The 13,232-nt window shown below is 41.9% G+C and carries 17 protein-coding genes; 13 read left to right on the top strand and 4 right to left on the bottom strand.

Annotated features, from left to right (window positions below; all coding sequences use genetic code 11):
• The first annotated feature begins 232 nt into the window (after positions 1-232).
• The 3 genes from nox (at position 233) to pdxT (ending at position 3,220) form a co-directional block, all read left to right on the top strand.
• Positions 233-1,612, top strand: a complete 1,380-nt coding sequence (gene nox / locus FOA33_RS03090; protein ID WP_221160604.1) for a H2O-forming NADH oxidase — start codon at positions 233-235, stop codon at positions 1,610-1,612.
• A gap of 150 nt (positions 1,613-1,762) precedes the next feature.
• Entirely contained in the window at positions 1,763-2,638 is an 876-nt protein-coding gene (pdxS, locus tag FOA33_RS03095; RefSeq protein WP_221160605.1) for a pyridoxal 5'-phosphate synthase lyase subunit PdxS, read from the top strand.
• The gene (gene pdxT / locus FOA33_RS03100; RefSeq protein ID WP_221160606.1) at positions 2,639-3,220 is read left to right on the top strand and encodes a pyridoxal 5'-phosphate synthase glutaminase subunit PdxT; all 582 of its coding nucleotides are present in this window, start codon (positions 2,639-2,641) and stop codon (positions 3,218-3,220) included.
• 19 nt (positions 3,221-3,239) lie between these two features.
• On the opposite strand, the gene trhA is transcribed toward pdxT, so the two are convergent.
• Together trhA and FOA33_RS03110 are read right to left on the bottom strand one after the other, a co-directional pair.
• Positions 3,240-3,887 (bottom strand): PAQR family membrane homeostasis protein TrhA, encoded by a 648-nt coding sequence (gene trhA, locus FOA33_RS03105; RefSeq protein WP_001097972.1) that lies wholly within the window; start codon positions 3,885-3,887, stop codon positions 3,240-3,242.
• Positions 3,884-4,330, bottom strand: a complete 447-nt coding sequence (locus FOA33_RS03110; RefSeq protein ID WP_221160607.1) for a DUF1836 domain-containing protein — start codon at positions 4,328-4,330, stop codon at positions 3,884-3,886. The genes trhA and FOA33_RS03110 overlap by 4 nt, the downstream gene beginning before the upstream one ends.
• Before the next feature lie 134 nt (positions 4,331-4,464).
• Here FOA33_RS03110 and FOA33_RS03115 point away from each other — a divergent pair, with 134 nt between their 5' ends.
• From FOA33_RS03115 to trxB, 7 genes are all read left to right on the top strand, one after another.
• Positions 4,465-4,959 carry a GNAT family N-acetyltransferase gene (locus tag FOA33_RS03115; protein WP_221160608.1) on the top strand — a complete coding sequence of 165 codons (495 nt, stop codon included), beginning with the start codon at positions 4,465-4,467 and terminating at the stop codon, positions 4,957-4,959.
• Positions 4,956-5,471, top strand: a complete 516-nt coding sequence (locus FOA33_RS03120) for a methylated-DNA--[protein]-cysteine S-methyltransferase (protein ID WP_221160609.1) — start codon at positions 4,956-4,958, stop codon at positions 5,469-5,471. The genes FOA33_RS03115 and FOA33_RS03120 overlap by 4 nt, the downstream gene beginning before the upstream one ends.
• A 12-nt stretch (positions 5,472-5,483) precedes the next feature.
• Positions 5,484-5,840, top strand: coding sequence for an arsenate reductase family protein (locus FOA33_RS03125; RefSeq protein ID WP_000889073.1), 357 nt, complete (start codon positions 5,484-5,486; stop codon positions 5,838-5,840).
• Between the two features lie 156 nt (positions 5,841-5,996).
• Complete coding sequence (locus tag FOA33_RS03130) at positions 5,997-6,797, top strand: amino acid ABC transporter permease (RefSeq protein ID WP_221160610.1); 801 nt, start codon at positions 5,997-5,999, stop codon at positions 6,795-6,797.
• Entirely contained in the window at positions 6,797-7,540 is a 744-nt protein-coding gene (locus FOA33_RS03135; RefSeq protein WP_221160611.1) for an amino acid ABC transporter ATP-binding protein, read from the top strand. The genes FOA33_RS03130 and FOA33_RS03135 overlap by 1 nt, the downstream gene beginning before the upstream one ends.
• A 77-nt stretch (positions 7,541-7,617) precedes the next feature.
• Positions 7,618-7,842 (top strand): DUF4059 family protein, encoded by a 225-nt coding sequence (locus FOA33_RS03140; RefSeq protein ID WP_000924293.1) that lies wholly within the window; start codon positions 7,618-7,620, stop codon positions 7,840-7,842.
• Positions 7,843-7,907: 65 nt separating this feature from the next.
• On the top strand, positions 7,908-8,819 hold the full coding sequence (gene trxB / locus FOA33_RS03145) for a thioredoxin-disulfide reductase (protein ID WP_221160612.1): 912 nt from the start codon (positions 7,908-7,910) through the stop codon (positions 8,817-8,819).
• 35 nt (positions 8,820-8,854) lie between these two features.
• Here trxB and rlmB read toward each other — a convergent pair whose 3' ends face one another.
• Positions 8,855-9,583, bottom strand: a complete 729-nt coding sequence (gene rlmB, locus FOA33_RS03150) for a 23S rRNA (guanosine(2251)-2'-O)-methyltransferase RlmB (protein ID WP_221160613.1) — start codon at positions 9,581-9,583, stop codon at positions 8,855-8,857.
• A gap of 44 nt (positions 9,584-9,627) precedes the next feature.
• Positions 9,628-10,239 carry a peptide deformylase gene (gene def, locus FOA33_RS03155; RefSeq protein ID WP_221160614.1) on the bottom strand — a complete coding sequence of 204 codons (612 nt, stop codon included), beginning with the start codon at positions 10,237-10,239 and terminating at the stop codon, positions 9,628-9,630.
• A 156-nt stretch (positions 10,240-10,395) separates the two neighbouring features.
• Between def and FOA33_RS03160 the strand changes: the two genes are divergently transcribed.
• Genes FOA33_RS03160 through FOA33_RS03170 form a run of 3 tightly spaced genes read left to right on the top strand, consistent with a single transcriptional unit; the run spans position 10,396 to position 13,204 of the window.
• Positions 10,396-11,718: a CapA family protein gene (locus tag FOA33_RS03160; RefSeq protein WP_221160615.1), complete on the top strand. Its 1,323-nt coding sequence runs from the start codon at positions 10,396-10,398 to the stop codon at positions 11,716-11,718.
• A gap of 21 nt (positions 11,719-11,739) precedes the next feature.
• The gene (locus FOA33_RS03165) at positions 11,740-12,567 is read left to right on the top strand and encodes a Cof-type HAD-IIB family hydrolase (RefSeq protein WP_221160616.1); all 828 of its coding nucleotides are present in this window, start codon (positions 11,740-11,742) and stop codon (positions 12,565-12,567) included.
• Position 12,568: 1 nt separating this feature from the next.
• Positions 12,569-13,204 carry an SGNH/GDSL hydrolase family protein gene (locus tag FOA33_RS03170; RefSeq protein ID WP_221160617.1) on the top strand — a complete coding sequence of 212 codons (636 nt, stop codon included), beginning with the start codon at positions 12,569-12,571 and terminating at the stop codon, positions 13,202-13,204.
• The last annotated feature ends 28 nt before the right edge of the window (positions 13,205-13,232 follow it).

Consider the following 13,232-nt stretch of genomic DNA (forward strand, 5'->3'; position numbering starts at 1 on the left):
TATTTCCATGTAACTAGCATACCATAAAGTCAGCGTTTTCACAAATGGATTTTGACAAAAAGTCAAGAAATATGCTCAAAATTAGCATGAAAACGATAGAAAAATAAGGTTTGTTAATATTAAGTGTATTTTTTTCTGAAAAAAAGAGAATTCTGAGCAAATATCTTGTAAACGCTAACAGTAAATGATATACTAGAAAAGTAAATCAAAAATTAAAGGTAGGAATTTTTCTATGAGTAAAATCGTTGTAGTTGGTGCTAACCACGCTGGTACAGCTTGTATTAATACGATGTTGGATAACTTTGGTCATGAGAACGAAATCGTAGTATTTGACCAAAACTCAAATATTTCATTCCTTGGTTGTGGAATGGCGCTTTGGATCGGGGAACAAATTGATGGCCCAGAAGGTCTCTTCTACTCTGATAAAGAAAAATTGGAAGCAAAAGGTGCTAAAATTTACATGAACTCACCAGTTCTTTCAATTGACTACGATAACAAAGTTGTGACTGCTGAAGTTGAAGGTAAAGAACACAAAGAGTCTTATGATAAATTAATCTTTGCAACTGGTTCAACTCCAATCTTGCCTCCAATCGAAGGTGTTGAAATCGTTAAGGGTAACCGCGAATTCAAAGCAACACTTGAAAATGTTCAATTTGTTAAGTTGTACCAAAATGCAGAAGAAGTCATCGAAAAACTTGCTGACAAGAGCAAACACCTTGAGCGCATTGCCGTTGTTGGTGGTGGTTACATCGGTGTAGAACTTGCCGAAGCTTTCGAGCGTCTTGGAAAAGAAGTGGTGCTTGTTGATATCGTAGACACTGTTTTGAACGGCTACTATGACAAAGACTTTACCCAAATGATGGCGAAAAACTTGGAAGACCATAACATCCGCTTGGCACTTGGTCAAACAGTTAAAGCAATCCAAGGTGATGGTAAAGTTGAACGCTTGGTAACAGACAAAGAAACATTTGATGTGGATATGGTGGTTCTTGCTGTTGGTTTCCGTCCAAACACAGCTCTTGCTGATGGTAAGATTGAACTCTTCCGTAACGGTGCCTTCCTTGTAGACAAGAAACAAGAAACATCAATTTCAGGTGTTTATGCAGTAGGTGACTGTGCGACTGTTTATGACAACGCTCGTAAAGACACTAGCTACATCGCGCTTGCTTCAAACGCTGTTCGTACTGGTATCGTTGGTGCTTATAACGCTTGTGGACACGAACTTGAAGGAATCGGTGTACAAGGATCAAACGGTATCTCAATCTACGGTCTGCACATGGTTTCAACTGGTTTGACTCTTGAAAAAGCAAAAGCAGCAGGTTACAATGCAACTGAAACTGGCTTTAACGATCTTCAAAAACCAGAATTTATGAAGCATGACAATCACGAAGTTGCCATCAAGATTGTTTTTGACAAAGACAGCCGCGAAATCCTTGGTGCACAAATGGTTTCACATGATGCTGCTATCAGTATGGGAATCCACATGTTCTCACTTGCTATCCAAGAGCATGTGACAATTGATAAATTGGCTTTGACAGACCTATTCTTCTTGCCACATTTCAACAAACCATACAACTACATTACAATGGCTGCACTTACAGCTGAAAAATAACAATAGCTGAGCTATCTGGCCTTAAATTAAGGTCAGATAGTTTTTTATGTTACTGTACCCAGACAATTATTGTTTTTCTATCTTGTACTTCATTCTAATCTGGCTTAAAATGAAATGGTAGTTACCAATACAAATGATGAGGATAAAGAAATGACTGAAAATCGTTATGAACTAAATAAAAACTTGGCACAGATGCTCAAAGGTGGGGTTATCATGGACGTTCAGAACCCTGAACAGGCTCGTATCGCAGAGGCTGCTGGTGCGGCAGCTGTTATGGCCTTGGAGCGAATTCCAGCTGATATTCGTGCGGCTGGTGGGGTTTCCCGTATGAGCGATCCAAAGATGATTAAGGAAATCCAAGAAGCGGTGAGCATTCCAGTGATGGCCAAGGTCAGAATCGGGCATTTTGTAGAAGCTCAGATTTTAGAGGCTATTGAGATTGACTATATCGATGAGAGTGAAGTGCTGTCTCCAGCTGACGACCGTTTCCATGTGGACAAGAAAGAATTCCAAGTTCCTTTTGTCTGTGGGGCTAAGGACTTGGGTGAAGCCTTGCGTCGTATCGCTGAAGGAGCTTCCATGATTCGTACCAAAGGAGAACCAGGGACAGGAGATATTGTTCAAGCTGTTCGCCATATGCGTATGATGAATCAAGAAATTCGCCGCATTCAAAACCTCCGTGAAGATGAGCTCTATGTGGCTGCCAAGGACTTGCAAGTCCCTGTTGAATTAGTCCAATACGTCCACCAACATGGAAAATTACCAGTTGTCAACTTCGCAGCCGGAGGTGTGGCAACACCAGCAGATGCTGCGTTAATGATGCAATTGGGGGCAGAGGGCGTCTTTGTCGGTTCAGGTATTTTCAAGTCAGGCAATCCTGTTAAACGAGCAAGTGCTATTGTTAAAGCCGTAACCAACTACCAAAATCCTCAAATTTTGGCTCAAATCTCTGAAGACCTAGGGGAAGCTATGGTTGGAATTAATGAGAATGAAATCCAAATTCTCATGGCTGAGCGAGGAAAATAGATGAAAATTGGAATATTGGCCTTGCAAGGTGCCTTTGCAGAACATGCAAAAGCGCTAGAAAAGTTAGGTGTCGCTAGTTTCGAAATTAGAAATTTAGATGATTTTCAACAATATCAGAGTGACTTGTCAGGTTTGATTTTGCCAGGAGGCGAGTCTACGACTATGGGCAAAATCTTACGAGACCAGAACATGCTGCTTCCCATCCGAGAAGCCATTCTATCTGGATTACCCGTTTTTGGGACCTGTGCAGGGTTGATTTTGCTGGCTAAGGAAATTATTTCTCAGGAAGAAAGTCATCTAGCGACTATGGATATAGTAGTAGAGCGTAATGCTTATGGACGCCAACTAGGAAGTTTCTATACAGAGGCAGAATGTAAGGGAGTCGGTCAGATTCCCATGACCTTTATTCGTGGTCCGATTATCAGTAGTGTTGGAGAGGGTGTAGAAATTCTAGCAACAGTAGACGATCAAATCGTTGCAGCTCAAGAACAGAATATGCTGGTAACCTCTTTTCATCCGGAATTGACTGATAATGTGCGCTTGCACCAGTATTTTATCAATATGTGTAAAGAAAAAAGTTGAGAAAAGATTCTCAACTTTTTTACATGTAATAAACAATCGCGATATATTGGAGTGCAGATGCCGCTAGGATAAAGAGATGCCAAATCATGTGGAAATAAGGTTTTTTCTTAGCGTAAAATCCAGCTCCAACTGTATAACAGAGTCCGCCAGTTACCATGAGACTCCAGAAAATTGGAGTTGTTTGACTGATAATGGCAGGAATGATAGCTAGAACCAACCAGCCCATAATCAGGTAAAGGGCAAGGCTGAATTTCTCATTAACCTTTTTAGCAAAGATTTTATAGAGGATGCCAAAGATGGTCGTTCCCCACTGAATGGCAATGATCAGATAGCCAAACCAGTTATTCATCAAAGTCAATACGACCGGCGTATAAGAGCCTGCAATAGCCACATAAATCATAGAATGGTCGATGATTCGCAAGACGTATTTGTGGGTCGAACCATAGGCCATAGAGTGGTAAATGGTTGACGAGAGGAACATGAGAAATAGACTGATAACAAAGATAGAAACGCCAAAAGACGATAAAAATCCATGTGCTTCATAACTATAGGTGGATGAAATAGGGAGCAAGATGAGCATGATGACGGCACCTACAGCATGGGTCACGCTGTTGGCAATTTCTTCTCCAAAACTGAGTTTTTTACTGAGTTTTAGGCTAGTATTCATTGGGATACCTCCTCTTCTTTCTTAAGAATTAAGTCTAGAGTTTGATGATAGAGTCTAACCGTTTGACAGCTAGTTTGGATAATAGGATTTTCTGGATCAATCCCATGGTTCATGTAGTCCACAAAAGCATCGTAGAGCTGGTCTGAGCTCGCTTGAGTTTGTAGAGTATTGAGTGTCTGGGTGATTTCTTGGATCGAAAAGACAGACTTGAGAGTGGTGATGGCAATCAAACGGGCAATCTGTTTGCGTTGGTATTTTTTCTTGTCAGGCTTTGTCAGGTAACCATGTTTGACATAGTTATTGACCATAGATGCTGTTAACCCCTTGTCTTTATCTGGAGAGATAGGGGCACAGACTTGATTGACATAAAGCAAAACCTGATCCAGATAGAGGTCAATGTTTGGAATGTCTTCCCATTTTGGATAGGAAAAAATAGAATTCATTTCCAACTCCTTTTTATCTAGTTTTGATAACTAGATTATAAAATAATAAAAAACAAAAGTCAAGTTTCAACTGCTTGTAGAAAGCCCTAAATTATGCTATGATGAGAGAAACTAGTTAGAAATGAGGGGAAGAGATGGAGATTCGTTTAGCTTTTCCAAACGAAGTAGATGCGATTATGCAGGTGATGGAGGATGCCAAAAAGTGTTTAGCTAAGTCTGGTAGTGGCCAGTGGCAAAATGGCTATCCAAATGCAGATATCATTATTGATGATATCATCTCTGGTCAAGCTTATGTGGCCTTGGAAGAAGGAGAACTACTAGCCTATGCTGCTGTGACCAAGAGCCCAGAGAAATCCTATGAAGCCATTTATGAAGGGAGTTGGCAGGGGGGAGAATCAGAATATCTGGTCTTTCACCGTATCGCTGTGGCAGCAGATGTCCAAGGACAAGGTGTTGCTCAGACTTTCCTAGAAGGCTTGATTGAAGGATTTGATTACCTAGATTTTCGTTCAGATACGCATGCACAAAACAAGGCTATGGAGCATATCTTTGAAAAGCTAGGTTTCCAACAGGTTGGTAAGGTTGCAGTTGATGGAGAACGCTTGGCCTATCAGAAATTAAAAAAATGAAGCAGAAAAAGTACGCCAAAATGTTCTACCCGTCGCCAATTGGAACCTTATCCTTAGTTGCTGACGAGCAATATCTGTATGGAATTTGGGTACAGGACCAAACTCATTTTGAGAGGGGAATCGCTGGAGATAGTATAGAAGTAGTTAAGAAACATCCTGTCCTAGACCAGGTTATTTCCTATTTAGATACTTACTTTGATGGATGTGCTCAAGATTTGTCTTCCTTACCTCTGGCTCCCATTGGAACAGATTTTGAAAAGCGGGTCTGGGATTACTTACAGGCCATTCCTTATGGTCAAACAGTAACTTACGGACAAATAGCTCAAGACTTGCAAGTGGCTTCTGCCCAAGCGATTGGTGGAGCAGTGGGGCGTAATCCTTGGTCCATCCTCGTACCCTGTCATCGTGTGCTGGGATCAGGCAATCGTCTGACAGGCTATGCATCTGGAGTCGAAAAGAAAGCCTGGCTCTTGCAACATGAAGGTGCAGCATTTCAAGAAAATAAAAAATAGAAAGAAAAGAAGATGTTAGAATTTATCGAATACCCAAAATGTTCAACTTGTAAGAAAGCAAAGAATGAATTAGATCAACTTGGACTGGAATACCAAGCTGTCCACATCGTAGAAGAAACACCAAGTGAAGAAGTGATTTTGAACTGGTTGGAAACTTCCGGTTTTGAAGTGAAACAATTCTTCAATACTAGCGGGATCAAATACCGTGAACTGGGCCTAAAAGATAAGGTGGGAAGTTTGTCAAAACAAGAAGCAGCCAAGCTTCTAGCGAGTGATGGTATGTTATTGAAACGTCCAATTTTGGTGGAGAATGGTGCTGTTAAACAAATCGGCTATAGAAAAACCTATGAGGACTTAGGTTTGAGATAGTTTTTATTTATCTCCTTGATAGGTAAAATATATAGCCTCCCTGTTTTAAAGTGTGATAAACTAGAAGATAGACAAAGTCTGAGTAGCCCGTAGCAAATAATTTGCTTGCGAGCAGAAGTATGATAGAATGAATCATTATCAGGAGAGGATATTTTTATGACTGTTACAACATTTTTAGCATCAGATTGGTACCAAAGTTTGATGCAACTCATTCCGGATGGTAAGCTCTTTAGTTTGCGTTCGGTCTTTGATGGAATTCCAAGGATTGCCCAACAACTGCCTACAACCTTAATGTTGACGCTTGGAGGCGCACTCTTTGGTTTGCTACTTGCCTTGATTTTTGCCATTGTTAAGATCAATCGTGTTAAGATTTTATATCCCTTGCAGGCCTTTTTTGTCAGCTTCTTAAAAGGTACCCCCATCCTAGTCCAACTTATGTTGACCTACTACGGAATTCCTTTGGCATTGAAAGCTATCAACCAACAATGGGGAACTGGTCTCAATATCAATGCGATTCCAGCAGCGCTTTTTGCGATTGTGGCCTTTGCTTTTAATGAGGCAGCTTATGCAAGTGAAACCATTCGTGCAGCCATCCTTTCTGTTAATCCAGGTGAAATTGAGGCGGCGCGTAGTTTGGGTATGACTCGTGCGCAAGTTTACCGTCGTGTGATTATTCCAAATGCGGCGGTGGTAGCTACGCCGACTTTGATTAACTCCCTTATCGGTTTGACCAAGGGAACTTCTCTAGCCTTTAGCGCAGGTGTTGTGGAGGTCTTTGCCCAAGCTCAGATTTTGGGTGGAGCTGATTATCGCTATTTTGAACGTTTCATCTCCGTAGCCCTTGTTTATTGGGTAGTCAACATCGGAATTGAAAGCCTCGGTCGTTTCATTGAAAAGAAAATGGCTATTTCAGCCCCAGACACAGTGTCTACAGATGTGAAAGGAGACCTTCGTTAATGATTAAGATTTCGAATTTAAGCAAATCCTTTTCAGGACAGACTGTCTTGGATCATCTGGACTTGGATATCCAAAAGGGAGAAGTAGTAGCCTTGATTGGTTCATCTGGAGCAGGGAAATCAACCTTTCTTCGTAGTTTGAACTACCTTGAAACTCCAGATAGTGGAACGATTCAGATTGACAATTTTAAAGTTGATTTTTCTCAGATTAGCCAAGAAGAGATCCTAACCCTTCGTCGCAAGTTATCTATGGTTTTCCAACAGTTTAATTTGTTTGAACGCCGAACTGCTCTTGACAATGTCAAGGAAGGTTTGGTTGTCGTTAAGAAATTATCGGACGAGGAAGCAACAAAAATCGCTAAGGAAGAGTTGGCCAAGGTTGGGCTTTCTGACCGTGAAAACCATTTTCCTCGCCATTTATCAGGTGGACAAAAGCAACGGGTTGCCCTCGCGCGTGCGCTTGCTATGAAACCAGATGTCTTGCTCTTGGATGAGCCCACTTCAGCCCTTGACCCAGAGTTGGTCGGTGAAGTAGAAAAGTCTATTGCAGACGCTGCCAAGTCAGGTCAGACCATGATTTTGGTCAGTCACGATATGTCTTTTGTAACCCAAGTGGCAGATAAGGTTTTATTCCTAGATAAAGGGAAAATCATCGAGTCTGGCACACCGGATGAAATCATCAATCATCCGAAAGAAGAACGAACAAAAGAATTCTTCGCTAGTTACAAACGGACTTATATTTGATATAATAGAAAAAGGAAAACTCAGTTAGTTGGACTAGCTGAGTTTACTCTTTAAAAAAGATAGAAACGAGAGAGATCATGCTACTGCATCTATTTTCTTTGTATTTCGAGAGTTTGATCTTAACGACCATCCTTGTCGTGATTTTTCTGGGGATTTGGATTGGATTGAGAGCTATGTCTGGTGTGGACAAGACAGCCAAAGCTCGCCAAGCCCATCTCTATGATATGATTATGATTGGAGTTTTGGTTATTCCGGTGTTATCCTTTGCCGTCATGAGTTTGCTCTTGGTTTTCAAGGCATAATCCTTGCGTGATTAGCAAGAATGAGTTAGAATAAAGATAGTTACAACAAGAAAGAAGGAATCGAAATGTACGATACGATTATTGTCGGTGCTGGACCTGCGGGAATGACCGCTGCCTTATATGCTGCTCGAAGCAATCTGAAAGTGGCTTTGATTGAAGGTGGTCTGCCAGGAGGGCAAATGAATAACACATCTGATATTGAAAACTATCCAGGTTATGCCAATATCAGTGGACCTGAATTGGCTGAAAAGATGTTTGAACCACTTGAAAACCTTGGAGTGGAACATCTTTATGGCTATGTTGAAAATATTGAAGACAAGGGTGACTTTAAGAAGGTAATCACTGATGATCAAGTTTACGAAACCCGTACTGTCATCGTGGCAACTGGGTCAAAACACCGTCTTTTGGGAGTTCCCGGAGAAGAGGAACTGAACAGTCGAGGAGTTTCTTACTGTGCTGTGTGTGATGGTGCTTTCTTCCGTGACCAAGATTTGTTGGTAGTTGGTGGCGGAGATTCAGCGGTAGAAGAAGCTCTCTTCTTGACTCGCTTTGCCAAGACTGTCACTATTGTTCACCGTCGTGACCAACTTCGTGCCCAAAAGGTTTTGCAAGACCGTGCTTTTGCAAATGAGAAAGTCAACTTTATCTGGGATTCTGTCGTCAAGGAAATCAAAGGTGACAATCGAGTAGAATCTGTCGTATTTGAAAATGTAAAAACAGGTCAAGTGACAGAACAAGCCTTCGGTGGCGTCTTTATCTATGTTGGTTTGGATCCTGTTAGTGATTTTGCAAAAGATTTGAATATTCAAGACCAGGCAGGCTGGATTATGACAGATAACCACATGAAAACTGCCGTTGACGGTATCTTTGCAGTGGGTGATGTTCGCCAGAAAGACCTTCGCCAAGTGACAACAGCAGTTGGAGATGGGGCTATCGCTGGTCAAGAAGCCTATAAATTTATCACAGAACATAGTTAAGAAAAAAGTTTCCAATCACTTGATTGGAAACTTTTTTATAGTCGGTTTCGGAAAACTTCGTACATGAGAATGGCTGCAGCAACACTGGCATTGAGGCTTTGAACATGTCCGTTCATTGGAATGGTGATCATCTCATCGACCTGTTTTTTGATGTTGCTAGAGATACCTTTTCCTTCATTTCCGATGATGAGGGCGATTTTCCCTTTTGTATTCCACTTGTGGCAAGGAGTACCGTTCATATCCGTTCCAAAGGTCCAAAATCCTTCATCTTTGAGTTTATCGAGGGTTTGACTGAGGTTGGTCACTCGGGCAATTGGAACGTGCTCAATAGCACCTGTGGCCGTTTTGGCAACGACAGGAGTCACTCCGACGGCACGGTGCTTGGGAATGATGACGCCTGAAACATTGGTCGCATCAGCAGTCCTTAAGATAGAACCTAAGTTGTGAGGGTCAGTTAGACCATCCAGAATCAACAGAAGTGGATTTTCTTCTTGGCGTATTTTTGCAAGGATGTGATCCAGCTCGCTATAGGCAAATTCGGACACTCGTAGAACAAAACCTTGGTGGACAGCGCCTTTGGTCATTTCAGAGAGGGATTTTTTTGGAGTCCAAGAGATGGAGACCTTTTTCTCAGCAGCCAGTTCCTTGACCTTCTCAACATTTTTACCTCGGAGATCATCTTGGAGGTAGAGTTTGTTTCCAGTATTTGCAAGGAGGGCTTCTGTAACGGCGTGGACGCCATAGACAATATCATTTGTTTTCATGCCTCTATTATAACACAAAACCCCGTCTTGCAACGGGATTTTCTTTATTCGAGGATGAGGAGTCCATCTTTGATAGCAAATGGGTCTTTTTCATTGATACGATCGTAAAACATGATTCCGTTTAGGTGATCAATTTCATGTTGGACAACGATAGAGTTGTATCCTTTGAGCTTGATACGGTGTTTTTCTCCGTCCTTGTCAAAGTAATCAACAGTGACGCGGGCATGACGAACAACATAGCCTGGAACTACACGATCGACAGATAGGCACCCTTCTCCTTCACCGAGGGCAGCGTCCTGAACAGAGTGGGATACGATTTTTGGATTGTACATAATAGCTTGCAAATCGTAGGCTTCCTCTGGAGTCTCACCTTCTTCCGCAATATTGGGGACTAAAACAGCAATAACACGTTTTGAGATATCGAGTTGGGGAGCAGCAAGTCCAACACCACCACGCAATCCCATTTTTTCAGCCATAACAGGATCTTGGGAATGTTTAAGGAATTGCATCATCTTTTCGCCAAGGATGATTTCCTGGTCAGACAAGGGGAAAGTGACTTCCTCAGCAACTGCGCGTAGAGTTGGATTCCCCTCGCGGATAATATCGTTCATATCAATTAAGTGAGCAGCTTTTGTAATACGTTCTATAGCAGACATTTTCTCTCCTTTCATTACCTCTACATGATAACACAAAATAGGCGAGAAAGAAAGTCACAGAAGTTCCTAAAAAATAATATAATAAACGGTATTCCTCTTTTGTCTGTGGTATAATAAAAGAAAAGACTTGCAGTAAAAGCAAGGGGGGAAATAAAGATGGAAAAGCGACAAGATAGACGGTCTCATGGTCCTATTTTTGGATTGTTGAAGAGTAGTATTGGTTTTTTTAGGAATTATAAATCTTGGACAAATGCTCAGTTTATTACGGTGTTGTTGCTTGCAGTTTCCTTGTCTATGGGGCTGAACTTGTTGACCCAAGCAGTACAAGGGAACAAGGGAACAAGTCCGAGTGGTCAAACAGTTGATTCTGCTCAGACGTCTGGTCAGTCTAAGGAAAATCAGTCTGCCGAAACGACAGCACGTATCATGGCAAATGGTGACCTTCTCTACCATATTCCTATCTACCGAACAGCTCTGAAAGAAGACGGTAGCTACGATTTCCACGAAAATTTTGAATATGTGAAACCATGGCTCAAGCAAGCGGATTTAGTGCTTGGTGATTTTGAAGGAACGGTGAACAAAGACCACTACTTGGCAGGTTATCCTCTCTTTAATGCACCTGGAGAAGTCATGGATGCTATCAAGGATGCAGGCTATCAAGTTCTAGACTTGGCTCATAATCACATCTTGGATTCTCAGATAGAGGGAGTGGTTTCGACAGCTCAAGCTATTGAAAAGGCAGGGATGACACCCATAGGAGTCTACACACATGAATCCCGAGACCAAGCTCCACTAGTTATCAAGGAAGTCAATGGTATCAAGGTAGCTCTCCTAGCCTATTCTTACGGTTTTAATGGCATTGAGCAGTATATCTCTCAAGAGGACTATAATCGCTATCTTTCTGACCTGAATGAAGATAAGATGAAGGCGGAAATCGAGCGTGCTGAGAAGGAAGCGGATATTACTGTCATCATGCCTCAGATGGGAATTGAGTACCAGCTAGAACCGACGGAAGAACAGAAAACACTGTACCATAAGATGATTGACTGGGGAGCTGATATTATTTTTGGAGGGCATCCTCACGTCGTTGAACCTGCTGAAACCGTTGAAAAGGATGGTGACAAAAAATTGATCATCTATTCCATGGGAAATTTCCTTTCAAACCAACGCATTGAAACCATGCAAGATGAGGAAAATGCCAAGTGGACAGAGCGCGGTGTTCTCATGGATGTGACCATTAAGAAGAAAGATGGCAAGACAAGGATTGAAACTGCCAAAGCGCATCCTACTTGGGTCAATCGGACACCGAAAGGAACTTACTCTCCAGAAGGCTATCCGCTCTTCCTCTATCAAACCTATATCCTAGAGGACTTCATCGAGGGGGGCAGTCACCGTGACAAGTTGGATGAGGCGACCAAGGAACGAATTGACACGGCCTATAAAGAAATGAATGAACATGTAGGGTTGAAGTGGGACTAGCTTGAATCCAGGGGAAGTAAAATGACGATTAAATTAATTGCAACAGACATGGATGGAACCTTGCTAGACCCGAGAGGTCAGCTGGATCTGCCCCGCTTGGAAAAGATTTTAGATCAGCTGGATCAAAGGGATATCCGTTTTGTCATTGCGACGGGGAATGAAGTTCACCGTATGAGACAATTGCTTAAACATTTGGCGAGTAGAGTTGTCCTAGTCGTTGCCAATGGGGCGCGTATTTTTGAAAATAATAAACTGATTCAAGCACAGATCTGGGATAATGCTATGGTTGACAAGGCTTTAGTTAATTTTAAAGGGAGGGAGTGTCGAGATCAATTTGTTGTCACTAGTATGAATGGGAGTTTTGTCAAGAAAGGAACTGTTTTTACAGAACTTGATAAATTTATGGCTCCTGAGATGATTGAAAAACTCTATCGGCATACAAACTTTGTTGAAGAGCTCAGCTCGGATCTCTTTGGTGGGGTGCTAAAGATGAGTATGGTCGTTGGTGAAGAACGCTCTAGTTCTGTTTTGCGGGAAATCAATGACCTCTTTAATGGGCATGTAAGAGCTGTTTCCAGTGGTTATGGTTGTATCGATATCCTACAGGCTGGTGTTCACAAGGCTTGGGGATTGGAAGAATTACTCAAGCGCTGGAATTTGCAATCGGAACAAGTCATGGCTTTTGGTGACAGTGAAAATGATGTCGAAATGTTAGAGCTGGCTGGAATTGCCTATGCGATGGAAAATGCAGATGATAATGTCAAGGCAGTTGCGACTGCCCTAGCGCCAGCTAACAGCCAGGCGGGCGTTTATCAAGTTCTAGAGAATTGGTTAGATAAAGAGGGATAGGGTGGCAGTACAGTTATTAGAGAATTGGCTCTTAAAGGAGCAGGAAAAAATTCAAACCAAGTATCGTGAATTGAATCAAGTGTCGGTTCTAGAGCCAGATATCATTTTTATTGGTGATTCGATAGTGGAGTATTACCCTCTTCAAGAGTTGTTTGGGACTGCCAAGACGATTGTTAATCGGGGTGTCCGAGGCTACCAGACAAGATTGTTATTAGAGAATTTGGATGTCCATCTTTATGGTGATGCTGTGGATCAAATTGTTCTCTTAATTGGAACAAACGATATCGGAAAAGATGTCCCTATGAATGAAACCTTGGATAATCTTGAGCGTGTGATCCAATCGATTGCCCGAGAATATCCGCTGTCACAAATAAAACTCCTTTCCATTTTGCCAGTCAATGAGGGAGAGAAATACAAGCAGACTGTTTATATCCGAACCAATGAAAAGATTAAAGAATGGAATCAAGCCTATGAGGCTCTAGTATCCGCCTATATGCAGGTAGATTTTGTGCCGATTTATGATAGTTTGACAGATTCAGAAGGGCAACTTCAATCAGCCTATACAACGGATGGCCTCCATCTAAGTGTAGCCGGTTATCAAGCCTTATCGGAAGCCTTAAAAGAGTATCTTTTCTAAAGAGGTGGCTTGATTTTGCATTTTTTAT

Source organism: Streptococcus cristatus (assembly GCF_019685515.1).
Taxonomy (GTDB): domain Bacteria; phylum Bacillota; class Bacilli; order Lactobacillales; family Streptococcaceae; genus Streptococcus.

Coding starts and splice junctions, on each gene's coding strand:
- pdxT (WP_221160606.1), top strand. CDS start 2,639: ATGAAAATTGGAATATTGGCCTTGCAAGGTGCCTTTGCAGAACATGCA.
- FOA33_RS03115 (WP_221160608.1), top strand. CDS start 4,465: ATGGAGATTCGTTTAGCTTTTCCAAACGAAGTAGATGCGATTATGCAG.
- FOA33_RS03120 (WP_221160609.1), top strand. CDS start 4,956: ATGAAGCAGAAAAAGTACGCCAAAATGTTCTACCCGTCGCCAATTGGA.
- FOA33_RS03110 (WP_221160607.1), bottom strand. CDS start 4,330: ATGAATTCTATTTTTTCCTATCCAAAATGGGAAGACATTCCAAACATT.
- trhA (WP_001097972.1), bottom strand. CDS start 3,887: ATGAATACTAGCCTAAAACTCAGTAAAAAACTCAGTTTTGGAGAAGAA.
- nox (WP_221160604.1), top strand. CDS start 233: ATGAGTAAAATCGTTGTAGTTGGTGCTAACCACGCTGGTACAGCTTGT.
- pdxS (WP_221160605.1), top strand. CDS start 1,763: ATGACTGAAAATCGTTATGAACTAAATAAAAACTTGGCACAGATGCTC.
- FOA33_RS03125 (WP_000889073.1), top strand. CDS start 5,484: ATGTTAGAATTTATCGAATACCCAAAATGTTCAACTTGTAAGAAAGCA.
- FOA33_RS03160 (WP_221160615.1), top strand. CDS start 10,396: ATGGAAAAGCGACAAGATAGACGGTCTCATGGTCCTATTTTTGGATTG.
- FOA33_RS03140 (WP_000924293.1), top strand. CDS start 7,618: ATGCTACTGCATCTATTTTCTTTGTATTTCGAGAGTTTGATCTTAACG.
- rlmB (WP_221160613.1), bottom strand. CDS start 9,583: ATGAAAACAAATGATATTGTCTATGGCGTCCACGCCGTTACAGAAGCC.
- FOA33_RS03130 (WP_221160610.1), top strand. CDS start 5,997: ATGACTGTTACAACATTTTTAGCATCAGATTGGTACCAAAGTTTGATG.
- trxB (WP_221160612.1), top strand. CDS start 7,908: ATGTACGATACGATTATTGTCGGTGCTGGACCTGCGGGAATGACCGCT.
- FOA33_RS03135 (WP_221160611.1), top strand. CDS start 6,797: ATGATTAAGATTTCGAATTTAAGCAAATCCTTTTCAGGACAGACTGTC.
- FOA33_RS03165 (WP_221160616.1), top strand. CDS start 11,740: ATGACGATTAAATTAATTGCAACAGACATGGATGGAACCTTGCTAGAC.
- def (WP_221160614.1), bottom strand. CDS start 10,239: ATGTCTGCTATAGAACGTATTACAAAAGCTGCTCACTTAATTGATATG.